General features: G+C 69.8%; 18 protein-coding genes and 1 pseudogene. 14 read left to right on the top strand and 5 right to left on the bottom strand.

What is annotated here, in order from left to right:
* Nucleotides 1–139: 139 nt before the first annotated feature.
* The 5 genes from ACF06X_RS14985 to ispH all read right to left on the bottom strand — a co-directional run bounded on the left by ACF06X_RS14985 (nucleotide 140) and on the right by ispH (nucleotide 7989).
* Nucleotides 140–2437, bottom strand: coding sequence for an ATP-binding protein (locus ACF06X_RS14985; RefSeq protein ID WP_392287716.1), 2298 nt, complete (start codon nucleotides 2435–2437; stop codon nucleotides 140–142).
* A 398-nt stretch (nucleotides 2438–2835) separates the two neighbouring features.
* A complete protein-coding gene (gene ispG, locus ACF06X_RS14990) occupies nucleotides 2836–4017 on the bottom strand; it encodes a flavodoxin-dependent (E)-4-hydroxy-3-methylbut-2-enyl-diphosphate synthase (protein WP_392287717.1) in 1182 nt (393 codons plus the stop codon).
* Nucleotides 4014–5864 carry a 1-deoxy-D-xylulose-5-phosphate synthase gene (locus ACF06X_RS14995; protein ID WP_392287718.1) on the bottom strand — a complete coding sequence of 617 codons (1851 nt, stop codon included), beginning with the start codon at nucleotides 5862–5864 and terminating at the stop codon, nucleotides 4014–4016. Before ACF06X_RS14995 ends, ispG begins: the two co-directional genes overlap by 4 nt.
* A 14-nt stretch (nucleotides 5865–5878) precedes the next feature.
* Entirely contained in the window at nucleotides 5879–6916 is a 1038-nt protein-coding gene (locus ACF06X_RS15000; protein ID WP_392287719.1) for a polyprenyl synthetase family protein, read from the bottom strand.
* A 122-nt stretch (nucleotides 6917–7038) separates the two neighbouring features.
* Nucleotides 7039–7989 (bottom strand): 4-hydroxy-3-methylbut-2-enyl diphosphate reductase, encoded by a 951-nt coding sequence (gene ispH, locus ACF06X_RS15005; RefSeq protein ID WP_392287720.1) that lies wholly within the window; start codon nucleotides 7987–7989, stop codon nucleotides 7039–7041.
* 401 nt (nucleotides 7990–8390) lie between these two features.
* On the opposite strand from ispH, the gene ACF06X_RS15010 reads away from it, so the two are divergent.
* The 14 genes and pseudogenes from ACF06X_RS15010 (at nucleotide 8391) to ACF06X_RS15075 (ending at nucleotide 21183) form a co-directional block, all read left to right on the top strand.
* On the top strand, nucleotides 8391–9521 hold the full coding sequence (locus ACF06X_RS15010) for an IS701 family transposase (RefSeq protein WP_392287721.1): 1131 nt from the start codon (nucleotides 8391–8393) through the stop codon (nucleotides 9519–9521).
* A 22-nt stretch (nucleotides 9522–9543) separates the two neighbouring features.
* Complete coding sequence (locus ACF06X_RS15015) at nucleotides 9544–10740, top strand: 3-deoxy-7-phosphoheptulonate synthase (RefSeq protein ID WP_392288408.1); 1197 nt, start codon at nucleotides 9544–9546, stop codon at nucleotides 10738–10740.
* A 65-nt stretch (nucleotides 10741–10805) separates the two neighbouring features.
* Nucleotides 10806–11576: a 2,3-dihydro-2,3-dihydroxybenzoate dehydrogenase gene (locus ACF06X_RS15020; protein ID WP_392288409.1), complete on the top strand. Its 771-nt coding sequence runs from the start codon at nucleotides 10806–10808 to the stop codon at nucleotides 11574–11576.
* Between the two features lie 97 nt (nucleotides 11577–11673).
* A complete protein-coding gene (locus ACF06X_RS15025) occupies nucleotides 11674–12336 on the top strand; it encodes an isochorismatase family protein (protein WP_392287722.1) in 663 nt (220 codons plus the stop codon).
* Between the two features lie 41 nt (nucleotides 12337–12377).
* On the top strand, nucleotides 12378–14333 hold the full coding sequence (locus ACF06X_RS15030) for an anthranilate synthase family protein (RefSeq protein ID WP_392287723.1): 1956 nt from the start codon (nucleotides 12378–12380) through the stop codon (nucleotides 14331–14333).
* A gap of 158 nt (nucleotides 14334–14491) precedes the next feature.
* Nucleotides 14492–14761, top strand: coding sequence for a type II toxin-antitoxin system Phd/YefM family antitoxin (locus ACF06X_RS15035; protein WP_392287724.1), 270 nt, complete (start codon nucleotides 14492–14494; stop codon nucleotides 14759–14761).
* Nucleotides 14754–15017 (top strand): type II toxin-antitoxin system RelE/ParE family toxin, encoded by a 264-nt coding sequence (locus ACF06X_RS15040; RefSeq protein WP_392287725.1) that lies wholly within the window; start codon nucleotides 14754–14756, stop codon nucleotides 15015–15017. Before ACF06X_RS15035 ends, ACF06X_RS15040 begins: the two co-directional genes overlap by 8 nt.
* A gap of 341 nt (nucleotides 15018–15358) precedes the next feature.
* Nucleotides 15359–15738 (top strand): annotated as a pseudogene (locus ACF06X_RS15045) (CPCC family cysteine-rich protein).
* On the top strand, nucleotides 15735–16247 hold the full coding sequence (locus ACF06X_RS15050) for a HEAT repeat domain-containing protein (protein WP_392287726.1): 513 nt from the start codon (nucleotides 15735–15737) through the stop codon (nucleotides 16245–16247). The pseudogene ACF06X_RS15045 and the gene ACF06X_RS15050 overlap by 4 nt, the downstream one beginning before the upstream one ends.
* Nucleotides 16248–16270: 23 nt before the next feature.
* Nucleotides 16271–16465 carry a hypothetical protein gene (locus ACF06X_RS15055; RefSeq protein WP_392287727.1) on the top strand — a complete coding sequence of 65 codons (195 nt, stop codon included), beginning with the start codon at nucleotides 16271–16273 and terminating at the stop codon, nucleotides 16463–16465.
* Nucleotides 16466–16831: 366 nt separating this feature from the next.
* Nucleotides 16832–18085, top strand: a complete 1254-nt coding sequence (locus ACF06X_RS15060) for a helix-turn-helix transcriptional regulator (RefSeq protein ID WP_358796006.1) — start codon at nucleotides 16832–16834, stop codon at nucleotides 18083–18085.
* A gap of 307 nt (nucleotides 18086–18392) precedes the next feature.
* Nucleotides 18393–19187: a toll/interleukin-1 receptor domain-containing protein gene (locus ACF06X_RS15065; RefSeq protein ID WP_055418048.1), complete on the top strand. Its 795-nt coding sequence runs from the start codon at nucleotides 18393–18395 to the stop codon at nucleotides 19185–19187.
* Nucleotides 19184–20743, top strand: a complete 1560-nt coding sequence (locus ACF06X_RS15070) for a hypothetical protein (protein WP_392287728.1) — start codon at nucleotides 19184–19186, stop codon at nucleotides 20741–20743. The genes ACF06X_RS15065 and ACF06X_RS15070 overlap by 4 nt, the downstream gene beginning before the upstream one ends.
* 176 nt (nucleotides 20744–20919) lie before the next feature.
* On the top strand, nucleotides 20920–21183 hold the full coding sequence (locus ACF06X_RS15075) for a hypothetical protein (RefSeq protein ID WP_392287729.1): 264 nt from the start codon (nucleotides 20920–20922) through the stop codon (nucleotides 21181–21183).
* Nucleotides 21184–21261 lie beyond the last annotated feature (78 nt).

Here is a 21261-nt window from a genome sequence, read left to right on the forward strand (position 1 = left end):
CGTCCGCGCCAGGGGGGTGTGCTGGGTGGCCTTCCCGGGGCTCCCGTGCGGCTCGGGCCGGGGGGCTGGTCGCCGTGACCCGGGGGGGCCCCCCCCCCCCGGGGGGGGCGCCCCACTCTTTCGGTCCACGTCCCCCGGCCTAGTTGGCGGAGGCCGTCACGGTGTTGTCGGCCGCCCTCTTGGTCACCCAGCTGGCGACCTGGACACGTGAGGAGCAGGCCAGCTTGCGCATGATCTTGCGGAGGTGGTTCACGGCCGTCCACTCCGCGATGCCGAGCCGGCGGGCTATCTCCCGGTTGGTCAGGCCACCGGCCACCAGCTCGGCGACCTCGTACTCCCGGCGGGTCAGCGGATGGTCGGTCCCGTCCCAGTCGGACGCGTACTTCGTGCACTCCATCGGCGCCAGGATCGCCGCGACGGCCTCGTTCGCCGGCAGTCGCGCGCCGGCGCCGGCCAGCGTCTCGGCCCCCTCGTCGCCGAGTCGCACCCGCGTCTCGGCCATCACGCTGTCGACCTCCATCTTGGTGGCGGCCGGAGCGACGCACCGGGTGGCCGCCCGGAGTGCGGCGGCGGCGCCCAGGGCGTGCGCGGCCCGTCGCCAGGCTTCGGTCGACCGGCCGCAGCAGCGGGTCAGCAGGATCGCGAACCTCTCCAGGCCGATGACGCTCGCGAGCACGTGGTCGAGCTCGTTCACCATCCCCAGGGCGGACTGGTAGAGCTCGATGGCACCCGTCTGGTCGCCCAGGTCGAGGGTGGCGTCGGCCCACACGTACGTACTCAGGGCGATGTTGCGGGTGTCCCCGCTGCGCCGGAATATCTCCAGAGCGTCCTCGGCGGCCCGTCCGGCGCCATGCGCGTCGCCGGAGACCCGGCGGCACTCGGCGAGATTGCGCAGCGCCTCCGCGTGTTCGGCGGCGCAGTCGATCCAGGAGACGGCGACGCACTCCTCCAGCTGACGCTCGGCCTCCACCAGGTCGCCGCGGTGGAAGGCCACCAGGCCGGCGCGCCGCATGCAGCCGGCGATGCCCGCGGAATCGCCCAGTTCCTCGTACTTGCTCCGGGCCCGCGCCAGCATGCTGTCGGCCGACGACCATTCGCCGGTGCACAGCAGGAGTTCACCCAGTGCACGCTCTCCCTTGGCCGCGACGTCGAGCGTCAGCCCCTCGCTGTCGACGCTCTCGCTCAGCCATCGGATTCCGTCGCGGACCATGCCGCGCGCCTGCCAGTACAGACGCAGCGCGGAGACGATACGGACGACTCCGGCTCCGTCCCCCGCTTCCCTCAGGAAGCGGAGGACGCCGGTGATGCCGGGCAGCCAGTGGTCGATCCTCTCGAGCCACCGGCCCTGGTCCGCTCCGAGCAGCTCGAGTTCGGCTCGCTCCGCCAAGGTGAGATAGAAGGCGGCATGGGCCGCGTAGGCGTTCTCGTATTCTTTCCTGTCTTCACCCAGTTCTTCCCGCAGGTACTGCCGGGTCAGGCCGAGCATGGCGATGAGCATGTCGCCGTCCGGGCATTCGCTGGTGCTCAGCAGGCTTTTGTCCAAAAGGATTTCCAGGAGTCGCTGCGTTTCGGCGGAGTCGGTGGTCGAGACACCGTCGGCCGCCGCGAAGTCGAATTCCCCGTGGAACAGCGCGAGGCGCGCGAGGAAGGCGCGTTCGCCCTCGCCGAGAACGCTCAGACTCCGCTCGATCGCGTCACGCATTCCGCGATTCTGGGAGAGCGTGTCGAAGTCGGCGCCGGACAGGCTGTCCAGGCCCTCTTCCAGTTCGGCCAGCAGCTTGTGCGGCGACAGAAGTTTCATTCGTGCCGCGGCGAATTCGATGGCCATGGGCAGTCCGTCCGTGCGGACGCACAGCCTGGAGACCGCTTCCTGGTTCGCCTCGGTCAGTACGAAGTTCGGCCTGACCATGCGGGTGCGCTGAACGAACAGCCGGACCGACGGGACCTCCTCCAGCGCCGCCAGATCCGTGTGGCCCCCCGGCATCGGGACGGGCAGCGGATCGAGCCGGAGCAGGTCCTCGCCGTACACGCCGAGCCGTTCCTGCCCGGTGACCAGTGCGGAGAGGCCGGCGCATTCCTTCACGAGGTGGCCGATGAAAGGCCCCAGTACACCGCGCAGTTGGTCGCAGCCGTCCAGCACCAGCAGGAAATGCCGGTCACGCAAGTGATCGGCCAGACGTTCGACCGTCGGCTCGGGGCCGTCGGTGCCACCGAGCTCGAAGAGAGCGGCGAGCGTGTCCCCCAGCTCCCGCTCGGAGTGGACGGCGCTCAGGTCGACAAGGAACCCGCCGTGCGTGAACTCGCCGGCGAGTTCTTCGAACACGGCCGCGGCCAGCCGGCTCTTTCCGACACCGACGGAGCCGGTGACCGTGACGAATCTGGTCTCCGGACTGACGAGTCGATTACGGAGTTCGATGAATTCGGATCTACGGCCCACAAGTCCAGGGTTGTCCTGTCGTATTGATTGCATGAACGATCCCTCCCGATGGCTGTTGAGCGAGACATGCCCCACCGCACATTTACCGAAAGCGATATCTGGATCATTCGGACAACACGACTACAACTCGCCCAGACATGGCCCCCGTTCGTGTTGATCTTGTACTCCCCCTCTCGGTACCGGCCCCACGGTACCTCGACCGCCGAGAGGGTCGCATCCGCCATTTTCGCGGTGCGGGCGTCAGTCCGCTCCCCTGTAAATGAGCCTCTCAGGAAAGCCGCTGACAAAACAGAATCTGGCTGAAAACAACCCCGCACAATGTCACCTGGACGCGGAGATGGCCCGACCGTATGAACGGACGGGCCATCGCACCACACACTCCCCGCGACGCGGGCGTCTCAGCCCGCGGAGTCCGGGGTCAGCACCACGGCGCCCGGAGCACCGTCGACGGGAACCTCCCGCTCCTCGGCGATGCGCATCGCCTCCTCCACGAGGGTCTCCACGATCTTCGACTCGGGAACGGTCTTGATGACCTCACCCTTCACGAAGATCTGGCCCTTCCCGTTGCCGGAAGCAACGCCGAGGTCGGCCTCGCGGGCCTCGCCGGGGCCGTTGACGACACACCCCATCACGGCCACCCGCAGCGGCACGGGGAAGCCCTCCAGCGCCGCCGCCACCTTCTCCGCCAGCGTGTGCACATCCACCTGGGCCCGCCCGCAGGACGGGCAGGAGACGATGTCCAGGCCGCGCTCCCGCAGGTTCAGGGATTCCAGGATCTGGTTGCCGACCTTGATCTCCTCGACCGGCGGAGCGGACAGCGACACCCGGATGGTGTCTCCGATGCCCTCCGCGAGCAGCGCGCCGAAGGCCACCGCCGACTTGATCGTGCCCTGGAACTGCGGCCCGGCCTCGGTCACACCGAGGTGCAGCGGGTAGTCGCACCGGGCCGCCAGCTGCCGGTACGCCGCGATCATCACCACGGGGTCGTTGTGCTTGACCGAGATCTTGATGTCCTGGAACCCGTGCTCCTCGAACAGCGAGCACTCCCACAGCGCCGACTCGACCAGCGCCTCCGGGGTGACCCTTCCGTACTTCTTCAGCAGGCGGGCGTCGAGCGAGCCGGCGTTGACACCGATACGGATCGGGATCCCCGCGTTCGACGCCTCCTTCGCGATCGCGCCGACCTGGTCGTCGAACTTCTTGATGTTGCCCGGGTTCACCCGGACCGCGGCGCAGCCGGCGTCGATCGCCGCGAACACGTACTTCGGTTGGAAGTGGATGTCCGCGATCACCGGGATCTGCGACTTCTTCGCGATGACCGCGAGCGCGTCGGCGTCGTCCTGCGTCGGGCAGGCCACCCGCACGATCTGGCAGCCGGAGGCCGTCAGCTCGGCGATCTGCTGGAGCGTGGCGTTGACGTCCGCCGTCACCGTCGTCGTCATCGACTGCACCGACACCGGGGCGCCGCCGCCCACCGGCACCGAACCCACCATGATCTGCCGCGACTTCCGCCGCTCGGCGACCGGGGGCGGCCCCTCGTCGTTCCTGATCTTCGGTATGCCCAGTCCTACGGTCGTCACCGTGTCTCCCCTCGACTCGCCTGCTCCAGCAACCGCGCCACCTCGTCGTCCAGACCGTCCATCGGCTCCTCCCGCCTCGGGTGCGCCTCCGGACCGCTGATCTCCTCCACCACCGTCCGCGCGATGTCCTGCGCGGTCAGCCCGCACCCCGACAGCACATCGGCACGGCTGCCGTGGTCCAGGAACCGGCGCGGGATGCCGAACTCCCGCAGCGGTGTCCGCACCCCGGAGTCGCGGAGGAACTGCGCGATGGTCGAACCCACCCCGCAGGTGCGGCTGTTGTCCTCGACCGTGATCACCAGGCGGTGCCGGCGGGCCATGTCGGCCAGCGTCGGATTGACCGGCGTCACCCAGCGCGGATCCACCACGGTCGCCCCGACGCCCTGCGCCCAGACCACCTCGGCGACCCGCAGGGCCATCCCCGCGAGCGCCCCGACCGAGACGATGAGGACGTCCAGCGGCCCGGCCCTGTGCAGGACGTCGATGCCCGCGAAGGTCGCCTTGGTCGGCAGGTCCTCGCCCGTCGGCCCCTTGGGGAACCGGACGAGCGTCGGGCCCTCCTCCCAGCCGACGGCCTCCTCCAGGAGTTCGGCCAGCCGGGTGCCGTCCCGGGGCGCGGCGATCCGCAGCCCCGGCACCACCTGCAGCACCGACATGTCCCACATGCCGTTGTGGCTCGGCCCGTCGTCGCCGGTGACCCCCGAGCGGTCCAGTACGAAGGTGACCGCGCGGCGGTGCAGGGCCACGTCCATCAGCAGCTGGTCGAAGGCCCGGTTGACGAAGGTCGCGTAGATCGCCACGACGGGGTGCACCCCGCCGAGGGAGAGCCCGGCGGCCATCGTGACGGCGTGCTGCTCCGCGATGCCGACATCGATGACCCGGTCGGGAAAGCGCCGCTGCATCGGCAGGAGCCCGGTCGGTTCCAGCATGGCCGCGGTGACGGCGACGACATCGGGCCGCTCCTCGGCGATCCTGACGATCTCCCGGCCGAACACCGAGGTGAACGAAGGACCGGACGACTGGCCGAGTGGCAGGCCGGTGACCGGGTCCATGGGCTTGATCGCATGCCCGAGGTCCAGCGCGTTGTTCTCGGTGTGGACGAAACCGCGGCCCTTCTCGGTCACCACATGGACGACCACCGGACCGTTCAGGTCGCGGGCCTCGCGCAGGGCCTCCTGCAGGGCGGCCACGTCGTGCCCGTCGACCGGGCCGAGGTAGGCAAGCCCGAGCTCCCCGAACAGGCCGGGTCCCGGCTTGCCCTTCCGCAGGTCGCCGAGGTGCTCGGCGAAGCCGCCCACGGTGGGCGCGTAGGAGCGCCCGTTGTCGTTGAGCACGATGACCAGCGGCCGGTCAGGCCCGCCGGCGATGTTGTTCAGCGCCTCCCAGGCCATGCCGCCGGTCATGGCGCCGTCGCCGATGACCGCGACCACCGCCCGGTCCGTGGTGCCCAGGTGGGCGTCGGCGCGGGCCAGCCCGTCGGCGTACGACAGCGCGGTGGACGCGTGCGAGTTCTCCACCAGGTCGTGCTCGGACTCCGCGGGATTCGGGTAGCCGGACAGCCCGCCCGCCTTGCGCAGCCGGTCGAAGCCGTCGGCGCGGCCGGTCAGGATCTTGTGGACGTACGACTGGTGCCCGGTGTCCCACAGCAGCCGGTCCTCGGGCGAGTGGAACACGCTGTGCAGCGCGATCGTCAGCTCCACCACGCCGAGGTTGGGGCCGAGGTGACCGCCGCTGCCGGACACCCGGTCGATCAGGAACGCGCGGATCTCACCGGCCAGCACCTCCAGTTCGGCGGTGGTCAGTTCGCGCAGCCGGTCGGGGCCTCGGACGGTCTCCAACAGTGACATTCGCTCGGTCTCCCTCAGCGGTTCCGGTAGGCGACTTCGGCGGCCATCTCGGTCAGCTCCCGGCGCCACTCCTCGTCCAGTCCCGCCCGGTCGATCGCACCGCAGGCGCGCTCGACGAGAAGGGAGATGTGCTTCTCGATCCGCTCCTTGCCCTCGCCGAGCCGGTCGAGGATCTCGGCGGTGTCCCACTCCCGCGCCGAGATCAGCTTGGCGACGCTCTCGTCGCGCTCCGCCGCGTCGGCGAGCAGCAGCGTCATCTTGTGCTGCTCCAGGTCCAGTCCGACCGGCTTGCCTGCGGCCGTACTGTCGCCGAACGTCCCGATGAGGTCGTCGCGCAGCTGGAACGCCTCGCCCAGCGCCTCGCCGAACTCCTCGAAGACCGGGGCGAGGTCCTGCCTGCCGGCGATCGCGGCGCCGAGCAGCAGCGGGCGGTGGATGCTGTAGCGGCCCGACTTGCAGATGGCGATCCAGCGGGACAGATCGGGGTCGACCACCCCCTCGGCGGCCACGGAGACATCCAGGTACTGACCGATCTGGATCTCCGTGAGCATCTCGCTCCAGATGTCCCGCGCCGCCGGCGGCAGGTCGCGGGTGAGGCGGTCGGCGTACACGTTGGCCAGTACGCCGGAGATGATCGCCACCCCCTCGCCGTACCGGCGCGGCTCGCCGAGCCAGTCCTGCTCGGCGTGGCCCGCCGCGTGCAGGGTGTGCACGGCCGGGGTGCCGCGCCGCAGTTCGGACGCGTCCAGCACGTCGTCGTGGATGAGCGCCCCGGTGTGGATCAGCTCGACCCCGGCCGCGGCGTCCACAAGCAGCGGGTCGGCCGGATCGCCGCCGGCGGCCAGGAAGCCGGCCGCGCAGAAGGCGGGCCGCAGCCGTTTACCGCCGGCGGCGACCAGGCTGGTCACCGCTTCGACCGGGACGGCGCCCCGGCGGTTCACTCGGAGCCAGCGCTCGCGTTCGGCGTCCAGGAACTCGCTGAGCCGCCGCTCGACCCGCTCGATCACTTCGGACCGGGTCCGCCGTGCAGTGGAGACCGTGGAAATCACCATCTCGACCTTCCCTCGCTTCTCGTGGTCCTTGGTCCTTGGCCTTGGTCCTTGGCCTTGGTTTTGGCCTTGGTGCTCGGCCTTGCTACGTGGCCTTGGTGCTTGGCCTTGCCACGTGACTTCTGTCAGCCGGCCGTTGCCGGATCGGCGAGCCGAACCGGGGGATGGAAAACGATGCTTTCCTGTGCCACCTGTTCGAGTTCGATGTCGTCGTAACCGAACTCCGCCAACTTCTCCAGGAGCTGTTCGACGAGAATCTCGGGCGCGCTGGCCCCCGCGCTCACCCCGATCGTCTCCACCCCTTCGAGCCACTTCTCGTCGAATTCGCCGACATCGGGCACGAGGTAGGACGGCGTCCCGAGACGCTCCGCGACCTCGACCATCCGAATCGAGTTGCTCGAATTGCGCGAGCCGACCACCAGCACCAGATCGCTGCGCGGGACGACCGCCTTGACGGCGTCCTGCCGGTTCTGGCTCGCGTAGCAGATGTCGTCGGTGCCGGGGCCGCGCAGGTCGCTGAACCGCCGCTCGAGGACCGCGAGGATGTCCTTCGTCTCGTCCACCGAGAGCGTCGTCTGGGTCAGGTACGCCACCGGGGCGTCGGACGGCAGATCGAGCCGCTCGGCGTCCTCGACCGTCTCGACGATCACGGTCTGGTCCGGCGCGTGCCCGTAGGTGCCCTCGACCTCCTCGTGCCCCTCGTGGCCGACCAGGATCAGCGTCCGGTCCTCCCGGGCGTAGCGCTTGGCCGCCTGGTGCACCTTGGACACCAGCGGGCAGGTCGCGTCGATCACGTCGAGGCTGCGCAGTTGCGCGTTCTGCCGGACCTGCGGGGAGACACCGTGGGCGGAGAACACACAGATCGCGGACTCGGGTACGTCCTCCTCCGAGTCCACGAATATCGCGCCGCGCTGCTCCAGGAGCCGCACCACATAGTGGTTGTGCACGATCTCCTTGCGCACATATATGGGGGCGCCGTATTTCTCCAGCGCCAACTCGATGATGGATATGGCCCGGCGGACTCCCGCGCAAAAACTGCGAGGCTCCGCAAGGAGCACCTTCTTATTGAGCCCCATTTCGCTCCGCTTCCCAAGCATAGGTTCGACGCCCACCCGGGGGCGATGCCACGGGCCGGCTTCGCCTTGATCACCGTCCTCTCGACTGTCGTCTTCGAGTCACCTCCCGGTCAACGTGAAAAGGCCCTTGGGCACGAAGTAGTCATGCGCACCCTCATGCCCAACCGCTGAACCTTGCCATCGGATTGTCATTCAACTGGGCAAGGCGAAATTCCTAATGTGGAACGGCAGCACAAGATCGCTGGGCACTTGACCGGAGGAGTCACATGAGCACTGTCAGCCAGCCGTTGACAGCTGACTTGCCGACACTGAGGACAGCGCGTCCGCCCGCGGCCCGGGTCAAGGCCCCCGCCCGCCGGCCCGAATGGAATCCGCCGACGGCCTCGAGTGACCCCGAAGCGGTGCTGAACGACCTCTGCGACCCGCTGTTCCGGTCGCTGCGCCGCAGCGACCAGCGCCGCAGGGGTGTGGAGTACATCCAGGGGCTGCTGTCGACCAGGGGCCGCAAGTCGATACGGAACATGGCGGCGCTGATCGGCGGCAGCGGCACCGGCCAGAGCCTGCACCACTTCATCTGCAGCTCCACCTGGGACTGGATGCCGGTGCGTCAGGCGATGTCGCAGTACGTGATCCGGCACGCTCCCCCGCTGGCGTGGGTGGCCCGCCCGATGACCATCCCCAAGGTCGGGCAGCACTCGGTGGGCGTCAGCCGGTACTTCTCCCCCGACGAGGGCCAGGCCCTCAACGCCCAGCGGGCGATCGGGGTGTGGGCGGTCTCCGACCAGGTGAGCGCACCGCTCAACTGGCAGCTGCACCTCCCGCAGACCTGGATCAAGGACGGGCTCCGCCGCAACCAGGCGTCGATCCCCTGTGAGATCGAACCCGAGACGCTCAGCGACTGTGTGCTCAACGCCTGCCGGGAGATGCTGGCCGGCTGGGGGCTGCCGTCCCGGCCGGTGGTGGTCGACATCGGCGAGGCCGACCCGCTCGACACCATCAACGGCCTGAGCGCCGAGGGGATCCCCTCCCTCGTCAAGATCACCGGCGAGCTGCCGCTCACCGTCACGGACCCCGGCCTCACCGGCCACGGCGCGCACCTGCTGCCCGCGGCCGACATCATGCGCGCGGCGCGCAACATGCGGCGCCCCGTCCAGTGGCGGGAGCACGACCCGCGGCCGATGCTCCGCACCAGCCTCGTCACCGCCGTACAGGTGGGCGTCCCCGGGTCGCGTACCGGCGGCCGGCTGCTCCTTGTCGGCGTCGGGGACACGGACCGGCGCCGCCCGCCCGAGCTGTGGCTGACCGACCTGCCCAGGGATCGGGCAATGTCCGTACCGCAGTTGAGCAGCCTCTCGCAGCGGGTCGAGCGGTCCTTCGACGAGGTCAGTTCGCAGGTCGGCATCCGGGACTACGTCGGCCGCTCGTACAGCGGGTGGCACCGCCACGTCACCCTCGCCTCGGCCGCACACACCGTCGCCGTCCTGTCCGCCGCCGCCCGTACGCGGCCGGACCGGGCCGACCAGGCTTCCTGAGGAGGGGGTAGTGAACAGGGCAGTGGACAACGATCTGCTGGACATCCGATCCCGTACGGCGCTTCAGCAGCCCGACTGGGACGACGACCCGCGCCTCGCGACGGTCCGCGCGGAGCTCGCGGACCGGACACCGCTGGTCCGCGCCGACGACGTGCACCGGCTCAGGGCGGCGCTGGCCCGGGTGGCCGAGGGAACCGCGCACCTGGTGCTGGCCGGCGACTGCGCCGAGGACCCGGCGGAGTGCACACCCGGCTATGTCGCCAGGAAGGCCGGACTCCTCGACGTACTGGCCGGGACCCTGAAGATGGTCACGCACCGGCCGGTCGTACGGGTCGGGCGCATCGCCGGCCAGTACGCCAAGCCCCGGTCGAGCGCCACCGAGTCGCTGAGGGGCGTCGAACTGCCCGTCTTCCGGGGGCACATGGTCAACGGGCCCGAGCCCGACGCGGCGGTCCGAAGACCGGATCCGACGCGGATCCTGGACGGCTACCAGGCCGCCGCGGCGACGATGCGGCACCTCGGCTGGCCGGGCGCCGCCGCGGGCCCGCGGGACATCGACGCCGAGGCGGCGCGCCTGGACCCCGACGTCTGGACCAGCCACGAGGCGCTGCTGCTCGACTACGAGCTCCCGATGCTCCGCCGGGACGCGACGGGCCGGCTGCTGCTCGCCTCCACCCACTGGCCGTGGATCGGCGAACGGACCCGGCAGGTCGACGGCGCCCATGTCGCCCTGCTCGCGGGCATCGTCAACCCGGTGGCCTGCAAGGTCGGCCCCCGCATGACCCCCGGTGAACTGGTCGCGCTCTGCGAACGGATCGATCCCGGCCGGGAGCCCGGCCGGCTCACCCTCATCGCCCGGATGGGCGCCGGTGTGGTCGCCGAGGCGCTCCCCGCCCTGGTGGCGGCGGTACGCGACGCGGGGCATCCCGTCATCTGGCTGACCGACCCCATGCACGGCAACACGGTCACCACCCCGGCCGGCCTCAAGACCCGGTTCGTGGAAGCGATCGTGCGGGAGGTCCAGCAGTTCCAGACCGCCGTCCGCACGGCGGGGGGTGTCGCGGGCGGGCTGCACCTGGAGACCACCCCCGACCACGTCACCGAATGCGTGACGAACGAGTCCTTCGTCGGCGGCGTCGCCGAGAAGTACACCAGCTTCTGCGACCCGCGGCTCAACCCGGAGCAGGCGATGACGGTGGTGTCGTCCTGGCTCGGCTGACACCGGCCACGGCCGCGAAGAGTCCAGGCGTCGACGACGGTGAGGAGACCCGCCGCATGGAATTCATGGAAGGCAAGACAGCACTGGTGACCGGCGCGGCCGGCGGGATCGGTGCCGCGGTGGCCGGCCTGCTCGCCGGACAGGGCGTGACGGTCGCGGCCGTGGACCGGGACCCCGAGCGGTTGCGCGAGACGACGGAGAAGCAGGCCGCCGACGGCCTGCGGGTCGTCCCCTTCGTGGCCGACGTCAGCTCGGGCGCGGAGGTCGAGTCCGTCGTGGACGCGGTGGAGCAGCGCTTGGGCCCGCTGGACTTCCTGGTCAACGCGGCCGGCGTACTGCGCCTGGGCGCCGTGGACGAACTGACCGAGGAGGACTGGAGCACGACGTTCGGCGTCAACACGGCGGGCGTCTTCCTCGTGTCCCAGGCGGTGGTACGCAGGATGACCGGCCGCTCCCGCGGCGCCGTCGTCACCGTGGCGTCCAACGCCGCCGGCACGCCCCGGATGGAGATGGCCGCCTACGCGGCGTCCAAGGCGGCGGCGACGATGTTCACCAAGTGCCTGGGCGTCGAGGTCGCGAAGTACGGCATCCGCTGCAACGTCGTGGCGCCCGGTTCGACCGACACCCCCATGCTCAGGTCGATGTGGCACGACGAGAGCGGCCCGCGCAAGACGGTCGAGGGTTCGCTCGCCGCCTACCGGCTGGGCATCCCGCTGGAGAAGGTGGCCACGCCGTCGGACGTCGCCGACGCCGTCGTCTTCCTGCTCTCCGACCGGGCGTCGCACATCACCATGCACACCCTCACCGTGGACGGCGGAGCCACCCTCGGCGCCTAGGCGGCTGCCGCCCACCACCCGCCACCTGCCGCCCGCCACCTGCCGCCTGCCGCCTGCCGCCTGCCGCCTGCCGCCTGCGAACCAGACAGAGGTACACATGCCAGGGATCCCCGCCATCGCCCCCTACCCCCTCCCCACACCGGACGACCTGCCCGCCAACACCGCGCGGTGGGCCCCCGACCCGGCCCGTGCGGTGCTGCTCGTCCACGACATGCAGGAGTACTTCCTGCGCCCGCTCGCCGGCGCGAGGTCGCTGCGCGACGAGCTCGTCGACAACATCGCGGCGCTGCGCGGACGCTGTGAGGAGCTGGGCGTTCCGGTCGGCTACACCACGCAGCCCGGCGGAATGACCGACGAACAACGCGGCCTGCTCAAGGACTTCTGGGGACCGGGAATGCGGGTCGACCCGGCGGACCGGCACGTCGTCGGGCGGCTGGCCCCCGCACCGCACAACTGGCTCTTCACGAAGTGGCGTTACAGCGCGTTCTTCCGATCGGACCTGCTGAGCCGGATGCGGTCGGAGGGCCGTGACCAGCTGATCCTCTGCGGCGTGTACGCGCACGTCGGCGTCCTGGCGACCGCCATCGAGGCGTTCACCCATGACATCCAGACGTTCGTGGTGGCCGACGGGGTGGCCGACTTCTCGCCGGAGCACCACCGGATGGCCATCGAGTACGCGGCGCAGCGCTGCGCGGTGGTCGGCCTGACCCGAGGGCTCCTGGGCCAACTGACCGCCGAACGCGAAGTGACCGCCCTGTGAACGACGCCCGGAAAGAGAAACGGCAAGAGAAGGAGACTCCCATGGCCCCGGGCCCGCTCGACTCGGTGCTGGGCGCACGACCGCCCGCCTTCGCCCTGCTGCACCGGCCGGAGACGACCGGCCTCGGGATGCTGGAAGTCCTGGTGGGCGAGGTGTCGACCCCGGCCACTCTCGCGGATCTCCCGCTCCCCTCGGACGCCGAGGAAGCCGAGGAAGCCGAACACGCCGCGCACTCCGGCCGGCCGCGGCACGACGTCCTGGCGCTGATCCCGTACCGCCAGCTCGCCGAACGCGGCTTCACCTGCGTGGACGACGGCTGCCCGCTGATCGCCATGACGGTCGTCGGCCAGGACACGGTGCCGGTCGCCGAGGCGCTGGACCGCATCCCCGAGGTCGCCATCGCGCTGACGGACGAGCGGTTCGACATCGACGACGCGACGTACGCGGACATGGTGCGCAGCGTGGTGCGCGACGAGATCGGCCGCGGCGAGGGCGCCAACTTCGTCATCAAGCGGTCGTTCACCGCGGAGATCACCGGCTACGGCCTGGCCGCCGCGCTGTCCTTCTTCCGCCGGCTGATGGAGCGCGAATCGGGGGCGTACTGGACGTTCATCGTGCACACCGGCGACCGTACGTTCGTCGGCGCGTCCCCCGAGCGGCACGTCAGCCTGTGTGACGGCGTCGCCACGATGAACCCGATCAGCGGCACGTACCGCTATCCGGCGTCCGGACCGAACCTGCCGGAGGTGCTGGACTTCCTCGCCGACCGCAAGGAGACCGACGAGCTGTACATGGTCGTCGACGAAGAGCTGAAGATGATGACGCGGGTGTGCGACTCCGACGTCAAGGTCGTCGGCCCGTACCTCAAGGAGATGGCCCGCCTGGCGCACACCGGCTATTTCATCGAGGGCCGCAGTTCCCGCGATCCGCGCGAGATCCTCCGCGAGACACTGTTCGCCCCGACCGTCACCGGCAGCCCGCTGGAGAACGCCTGCCGGGTCATCGACAGGTACGAGTCGCGGGGGCGGGGTTACTACAGCGGTGTCATCGCGCTGATCGGCCGGGACAGCCGGCGCCGGCGCACCCTCGACTCGGCCATTCTCATCCGTACCGCTGACATCGACCGGAAGGGCCGGCTGGAGATCGGCGTCGGCGCCACCCTGGTCCGCCACTCCGACCCGGCGTCCGAGGTCGCCGAGACCTGGGCGAAGGTGGCCGGCCTGCGCGCCGCCCTGGAGGACGGCCCGTCCCCGGCGCTGGGCGCGCATCCCCGGGTCCGCGCCGCGCTGGAACAGCGTAACGAGACCATCGCCGGCTTCTGGCGGGCCGAAGACGCCGCGGCCGCGCGACCGGGCCCGGCGCTGGCCGGCCGCCGGGTGCTGATCGTCGACGCCGAGGACACCTTCACCTCGATGCTGGAACACCAGCTCCGCTCCATGGGCCTGACGGTGACGGTCCGGCGCTTCGACGAGCCGTACGGCTTCGACGGCCACGACCTGGTCATCCTCGGCCCCGGCCCCGGGGATCCGGCCGACACCGACAGCCCCAAACTGCACCACCTCAGAGCGGCGGCCCGCACCCTCCTCGCGGAACGGCGCCCCTTCCTGGCCGTCTGCCTGAGCCACCAGGTCCTCAGCCTCGAACTGGGCCTCGCCGTCACCCGCAGGGAGGTGCCGAACCAGGGAGTGCAGCGCTCCATCGACCTCTTCGGAGTCCGCGAGAGCGTCGGCTTCTACAACTCCTTCGCCGCCCACAGCGACACCGACCGCCTCGACCACGCCACACACGGCCCCGTCCGGGTCAGCCGCGACCCACGAACAGGCGAGGTACACGCCCTGAGGGGCCCGCACTTCGCCTCGATCCAATTCCACGCCGAGTCCCTGCTCACCCGCAACGGCGTCCGCATCATCGCCGACCTCCTCGAAAGCGTCCTCCCCCGCGCGCAGAAACCGCCGACCCGCCCCCTGCAACCGGCAAGCCCGGTCCCGGCGGCATAGCGTTGAAGCGGAACGTCCACCCCAACGCTGCCCCCTGCGGAAACGTGCCTCTTGGAGATCGGATCCAGCACAGATCCAGCACGGTCACGGCTCATCCAGTACGCCCGAACGACAATGAGCCATTGTGTACACATGAGACACACGGTACCCTTGGGCGCATGACACAGCCACTGCCCGTAGAGTCCATCCGCGATGTCCGGGCGCACCTGGCCGAGGTCGTGGAGCGGGCTGACCGGGACGACGTACCTACCGTCATCACCCGGCGCGGCAAGCAGGTCGCCGCCGTGGTGTCCATCGAGGTCCTGCGCAAGTACCAGGAATGGGAAGAGCGCGAGATCAACCGGATCATCGACGAGCGCATGGCCAACCCGGCACCCGGCATCCCGATCGAAGACATCATGAGGGAGACGCTGGCGCGCAGTGAGTGAGTACCGCACCATCTTCCGGCCCGAGGCGCAGGCCGAACTCCGCAAGGGCCCGCGAGACATGGCCCTCCGCATTCTTGCCAAGCTGACCGAGCTGGAGAGCGACCCTCTGGGGTTCAACACCACGGCCCTCGTCTCCCAGCCCGACCGGCGCCGCCTGCGGGTAGGCGATCACCGCGTGACCTACACGATCGACAACGGCGAGTTGGTGGTGTGGGTCGTACACGTCGGGCATCGCTCGACCGTCTACGACACCTGAGCACTCCTGACAGCGGGTCAGAAAATCCAGCACCGATCCAGCACGGGATCGATGAAGGGGCCGGGCTCCCACGAGCCTGGCCCCTTCTGAACCGCATGTTTGCCACGTCAGCGACGTGGTGTTATGTCATCCGCTCACACGTTGAAGCGGAATGCCTGCGGGCCGATCCTGACCTGCGGCGGAGCCTCCCATGTGCCCCTGACCTGGGGTTTCGCCGTTGACGCGCGTTGGCTCCCGACAGCCGTTTACGAGTGTCCTGCGGACTGGCTGCGGACTGGGCGGGGGCTCCGAGGCAGCGAAATCCCTGGCACACCGGCACGGCCTGCAAGGAGACTGCGCAGGTGAGCGACTCCTACCCCTGTCCCTGCTGCGGGCACCGCGTGCTGGACGCGATGCCCGGCTCGTACGAGATCTGCCCCGTCTGCTTCTGGGAGGACGACGGGTCCAGTTCCGCTGGCCGACCATGGCCGGCGGGGCAAACAAGGTCTCCCTGATCGAGGCCCAGCGCAACTACCAGGACTTCGGCGCCTGCGACGAGCACGGCCGCCGGTACGTCCGCCCACCGGCCGAGGACGAGCCGCTCGACCCCGCCTGGCGCCCCATCGACCTGACACGCGACTCCTTCGAGGACTGGTCAGCCGAGGACCGCGTCCCGTGGCCCGAGGACCGCTCGGTGCTCTGCTGGTGGCTGCCCACCTTCTGGCGGCGCGATCACCCATGACCACTCACATCGAGAGACTCTTCCAGCAGCTCGACGACTCGTCCGGCCCGTCGTACGACGCCCGCGCGGAACTGATCGGCATCGGCTCTGCCGCCATCCCCGCCATCATCGACGGACTGTCCTCCCTCGGCGGCTTCGGTCACCTGACCGCCATCGAGGTCTTCGAAGAGGTGGCGGACCCCCGCTGCGGCCCCGCGCTGATCGCCCTCCTGCACAGCGACGACTCCACCGTCCGGGAATGGGCGGCGATGGCCCTGGCCAGCCTGAAGATCGACGACGCGGTCGAGCCCGTGCGCAGCGCCTATCGCGCCTGCCTGGAACGGGCGACGCCACCGGACTGGAGCGAGCCGGAAGGCATCCGCTGGGCCCTGACCGAACTCGGCGCACGCACCCCCGTCGCCCCACCGCTTACTGCTCACCTACGAGCCACCGCTGCGGACAACGCTCCGTCTGGCCCTCGGCCCGCTTCACCGAGATCATCAACGACCTGGCCGACCACGCCCAGGTGATCCTCTAGTCCCAGTTCTGGCAGGTGGACGCCGGCCGCACGTACGGCGTCTCCGACCCCGGCCTGGACTGGGAACTCGACTGGAGTGCGCCCTGGGAGCACCTGGTCGAAAAGTCCCGCACCTGGTCCCTGCTGGAAGCCTCCGAAGCCCCCGTCGGCGACAACACCTTCGTCGTCCCCACCTGGATCGACCGTACCGACCTGTACCCGGATAAGTGACCGATGCCGTTCCGGCACCCGCGGAGACCAGCTGCGGCTACGTAGTCGAGCGCTGTGACTTCGCGAAGGACGGGACCCCGCCCATGGGCCTGTCGCTCTCGAACACTTTGTTCCGATCATGGTCAATCCCGGTCGCCCCGAGGAACGGGCAGGGAACAACGAAGAACGAAAGAGGCAACGGGCAACACCGTCGAACCCCGATTCTCCAAACGAGGGTCGTGCCAGACTCAGTTTCGGACGCGAAGCGAAACGACACCGTTACAGCAAGTGTTCACCATCGGGTTTCGCGTCGACCGGTGGTCGTCTGATGACGGCTCCCGTGAGGGCGGACGGCTCTCGCGGTCACTGTTCAAGGGGAGGTTGATGATGAGCACGACTTTACGTTTTGGCCCGGAACTTCGCCGTTTACGAGTGGAAGCGGGGCTAACTCTTACCGAGTTCTCCGTGGCGCTCAACTACGACAAGGGGCACCTCAGCAAGGTCGAGCGCGGAGAGCGTTCCGCGTCCCCCGAACTGGCCCGGCGGTGTGACGCCTTTCTCGGCGCGGACGGCGAACTGCAGCGCCTGGTCGTCCGCCCCGAAGCGGACTCGGACTCGGGCTCCGCCGCCTCCCCCGCCGGTCCCTGCCGCTGGCTAGTCGGGCGTCGGGCAGTCCTCTCGGCGGGCACGGGAGTGCTGATCGACCTCGGCCTGAAACTCGGCGGTCAGGCGTTGTCCTACGCCGACGACCCCCTCCTGGGCTCCTACCGCATGCAATTCGACCAGCTGCGGAAGCTCGGCCAGTCCACCGCTCCCAAGATCTTGCTCCCCCTGTTGGAGACGCAGACCCGCATGGTCGCCGGGCTCGCCTCCGACGCCCGGTCCGCCTCCCGGGCCCCTGCGTTCCTGCTCGCCTCACGGTTCGCGGAGTTCACCGGCTGGATGGCCCAGGAGGCCGGGGACAGCGACGCGGCACTCGGCTGGACGGGCGAGGCCGTCGAATTGGCGCGCGCCGGGGGTGACCCGTACCTCGGTTCCTACGCACTGGTGCGGCGCGCCCTGGTCACAATGTACGGCGGGGACGCCGCTGGCACCGTAGCCCTGGCCCGCCGCGCCCAGAGCAGCGAACTCCCACCGCGCATCAGGGGACTCGCGGCCCAACGAGAGGCCCAAGGGCACGCGCTCGTCGGCAACGAAGTCGACTGCCTCCGCAGCCTCGATAGGGCGCGGGAACTGCTCGCCGACGATGACGCCCTCAACGGCGCCGAGCCCGTGATCGGCACCTCACACGTGAGCGATCCGGCGGCGATGTCGACCGGCTGGTGTCTGCACGACCTCGGGCGCCCCAAGACTGCTGCCGAGGTACTCGACCGAGAGTACCGCCGCCTCCCGCCGCACGCGCTGCGTACCCGCGCCCGGTACGGCTTCCGCAGGTCCCTGGCACATGCCGCCTCCGGGGAGGTCGAGCACGCGTGCGCGATCGCCGGGGAGCTCCTGGGAGTGATGCCGGCCGTGCCCTCGGCGACGGTGAACAGCGACGTCCGACGCCTCTCACGGGAACTGTCCCGGTTTCGGAGCAGCCGCGCCGTGCGTGATCTACAACCCGCGCTGGCGCGCGTACTCGCTCCCGCGCACGACTGACAGCCGCTCCACGACCGACACGGACTCGAGCCGCCCGGCTCGCCCCACTACCGCCCCCTCCGGCCCTCCGGATCCCATGATCCCCGCGGGCCTCTCTGATTCCCGCCCGACGCGTCGCATCGCGCCCCCCGGCTTCTCCGGGCTGCCCGCAGCCAGTGACGCACAGGCGGTGCCCCTCCATTCGCATGCCCTCCCGTGGACGCGCCATGCCGTCACACGGTCGGGACCCCATGGCTCGGGTGAACCGAAACCCCGGTCCACAGCCCTGTGCCCGTTCACTCGTCTTTCTCTCACGAAGGGAACCTTCATGCCCGACGTCTTCGTCAACTACCGCACAGGCGACGAGGAATCCGCCGCGACCATGATCGCCCGGGAGCTCACCCGGAGGTTCGGCGACGAGCGGATCTTCTTCGCCAGCAACTCGATTGATCCCGGACGCCGTTTCCCGGCGGAACTGGTCAGGGCGGTGGAGGAGTGCGAGGCGCTCCTCGCCGTGATCGGCCCGCGCTGGGCGGAGGTACGGGGGACCGACGGCCGCCCCGCGCTCGAAGCCGAACAGGACTGGACCCGTCGCGAGATCCAGACCGCGCTCGACCGCGGGATCCTGGTGATCCCCGTGCTCGTCGGAAAGGCCACGCGGATCGACCGCACCGTCCTTCCGGACGATCTGCTGGAGCTGGCGGACTTCCAGTACAGGCGGTTCGACCACCGCAACGCCGAATCGGACCTGACGACGCTCGGAGACACCCTCGCCCGGCTGCTGCCCGAGCTGAGCAGGGTGGACCGCGACGGCCGTGCGGCAAGGGAGCGGACGGAGGCGAAGTCACACGAGAAGTCGGCCCGGGACACCGGGCACATCAGGATGCGGACGCGTGACGTCGAACAGCGCGTGCGCGGCGGCATCGGAAACCTCAACGGAGACCTGTCCGGCACCTTCGTCAACGAGCCGCAGGGGCCCGTGAACACCGGCCGGGGCCACCAGTACAACGCGCCTCACTTCGAGGGCGACAACACCGGGGTCCAGTTCACCGCCGGCGACAACAGCGGTACGGTCCACCAGCGCTTCGAGCGCGAGCGCCGACGCTGGGACGACGGGCGATGACCGAGCAGGACCGCGTCACCGTCAGCGATCCGCACGGCCCGGTGAACAACGGCGAGGGGCATCAGTACGTCTTCTACGGCGCTGCCACGGACTGGATGACCCGCAAAGGGGTCGAGTCCCTCCGGATCGCCCTCGAGGACCGGGTGCGCCTGGCCGACCGGTTCGTTCCCCCTAGGGGCTACCGCATCGCCGCCGACCACTTGGAGAAACCAGGATCGGTGGTGCTGCTGGAGGGACCGCCCGGCAGCGGCCGCCGTGCCGCGGCAATCATGCTGCTGCACGGGTTCGGGGATGACAGGAACACCGACGAGGAGAGGGTTCGGGTCGAGGAGCTTCCCGCCACAGCCAAGGACGAGAACAGGAACGACAAGCCACTCACCCCCGGCGAGGGGGACCGTTTCCTTCTCGACCTCTCCGGGATCACCGACGAAGAGGAGTACACCAGGGCCCAGCGCCGTCTGGCCGTGCACCGGTCGAAGGTCCAGGAGGCGGGGGCCCACATGGTCGTCGTCCTGCCGTCGGTCATGGAGTACGCCCATGCGCCGGACTTCGAACCGCACAGGGTGAAGCTGGAGCGCCCCCGGGGCGTCGCTGTCGTCACCCGGCACCTCCGCATGGACCGGATGGCCTTCCACCCTGCGGATCTGAGGAGCGCCGGCCTCCAGCACCTGTGTGACCGCTCCCCCATGCGGGAACTGGCGCGGCTCGCGAGGCTGGTGAAGGCCGCTCGCGACAGTGGCCGGTTCGGATCCGACTTCGCGGGATGGCTCGACCAGGCGATGCACGCGGTGACCGACCGTGCCGGTGAGGTGGGTCAGCAGATGGTCGCGGTCCGCACCGCGCCCGAGCGGGCCTTGCTGCTCGCGGCGGCAGTGTTCGAAGGATCTCGCGCAGACACCGTTTACGAGGCATGGCAACGCCTATTGAAGGAAGTGGGGCACAAGGAGGAGGTGACCTCCGAGTTCGCGCAGACGGACTTCGGGGAGCGGTTGAAAGCGCTCGGGATCGAACGGGCCCCGGACGGACGGCTCCGCTTCGAGCGGCTGGCCTACGCCGACGCGGTGCGGACGTACTTCTGGGCGAACTTCCCCGGGGTACGCAACGGCCTCAGGGACTGGATCGGCTCTGCCGCCGAGCTGGACGGCCTGACCACCGACGACCAGGTGGACGTCGTCGTCCGCTTCGGCGAGCGGTCTCTGGCCGTCCGGCGGCCCGACGACCTCTTCGGCCTCGTGGTGCGCTGGGCGAACGACGCGGCCAGGGCGTCCAGCGATCCGCGAGCCGCGACAGCTCTCGAACTCGGTCTCCGCCACGAGGAGTTCGGGGGGTGGTTCCGCAGGCGGATGTACGAGTGCGTCACGAGGTCCGGCTCCTTGTCTGACGGCCTGGCCCGTGTCTTGACAACCGCCTGTCACCAGAGCCTCGGCGCGACGCACCCAGATCAAGCAGTGGTGCGCCTCCACCACCTCGCCGTACGGAGGAGGGGGCAGCGCACGGGGCCCGGGAAGCGCTTCTCGACCTCGCCGGCCGTGACCGTCGGCTCTACCGACTGCTGATCGACCGCCTGCGGGACCGGGCACGTCAGGAACAACCCGGGGCACATTCCCATCTCCACCTGCTCGCAGAGCTGTTGAGGAGCGACCGAGCGCCGGACCCACCCCGCTGGCCGGACCTGTTCCTGGGCTGGAAGACGGTGTTCTCGCAACCGCCGACGGAACTCTGGAACCCGCTGGTGAGCAGCTGGCTGGACGCCGTGGCGGACGACCGCACGCAAGAGATGGCGCTGGACGTGATGGTCAGGGCGACGCACGGCCGCACGGCCGCCCTCCACCGCCTCTACGTCATCGCCTGCGGCTGGGCACGGTCTGCGCGCCACCCGTCCCGGGCGGCCGTCGCCGCCCTCTTCTGGCGGCACATCGACCAAGCGCAGTACGCCCGCCCGGAGAGTAAGGAGCGTGCGGGCGCCGAACCACGGATCACGGAAGAGGAACGATGAAACACCGTTTTCCCAGCCTGCTGTTCGTCGCTCTCTGCGGCCTCGCACCGGCTGTGCTCGGACACTTTCTGGACTGGT

The sequence above is a fragment of the Streptomyces sp. NPDC015346 genome (assembly GCF_043078785.1).
Lineage (GTDB): Bacteria > Actinomycetota > Actinomycetes > Streptomycetales > Streptomycetaceae > Streptomyces.

Bases quoted from the DNA above. Each gene is read 5' to 3' on its own strand.
- ACF06X_RS15025 (WP_392287722.1), top strand. From the start codon at position 11,674: ATGCCAGGGATCCCCGCCATCGCCCCCTACCCCCTCCCCACACCGGAC.
- ACF06X_RS15060 (WP_358796006.1), top strand. From the start codon at position 16,832: ATGAGCACGACTTTACGTTTTGGCCCGGAACTTCGCCGTTTACGAGTG.
- ACF06X_RS15070 (WP_392287728.1), top strand. From the start codon at position 19,184: ATGACCGAGCAGGACCGCGTCACCGTCAGCGATCCGCACGGCCCGGTG.
- ispH (WP_392287720.1), bottom strand. From the start codon at position 7,989: ATGGGGCTCAATAAGAAGGTGCTCCTTGCGGAGCCTCGCAGTTTTTGC.
- ACF06X_RS15020 (WP_392288409.1), top strand. From the start codon at position 10,806: ATGGAAGGCAAGACAGCACTGGTGACCGGCGCGGCCGGCGGGATCGGT.
- ACF06X_RS14995 (WP_392287718.1), bottom strand. From the start codon at position 5,864: ATGTCACTGTTGGAGACCGTCCGAGGCCCCGACCGGCTGCGCGAACTG.
- ACF06X_RS15000 (WP_392287719.1), bottom strand. From the start codon at position 6,916: ATGGTGATTTCCACGGTCTCCACTGCACGGCGGACCCGGTCCGAAGTG.
- ACF06X_RS15030 (WP_392287723.1), top strand. From the start codon at position 12,378: ATGGCCCCGGGCCCGCTCGACTCGGTGCTGGGCGCACGACCGCCCGCC.
- ACF06X_RS15035 (WP_392287724.1), top strand. From the start codon at position 14,492: ATGACACAGCCACTGCCCGTAGAGTCCATCCGCGATGTCCGGGCGCAC.
- ACF06X_RS15065 (WP_055418048.1), top strand. From the start codon at position 18,393: ATGCCCGACGTCTTCGTCAACTACCGCACAGGCGACGAGGAATCCGCC.
- ACF06X_RS15050 (WP_392287726.1), top strand. From the start codon at position 15,735: ATGACCACTCACATCGAGAGACTCTTCCAGCAGCTCGACGACTCGTCC.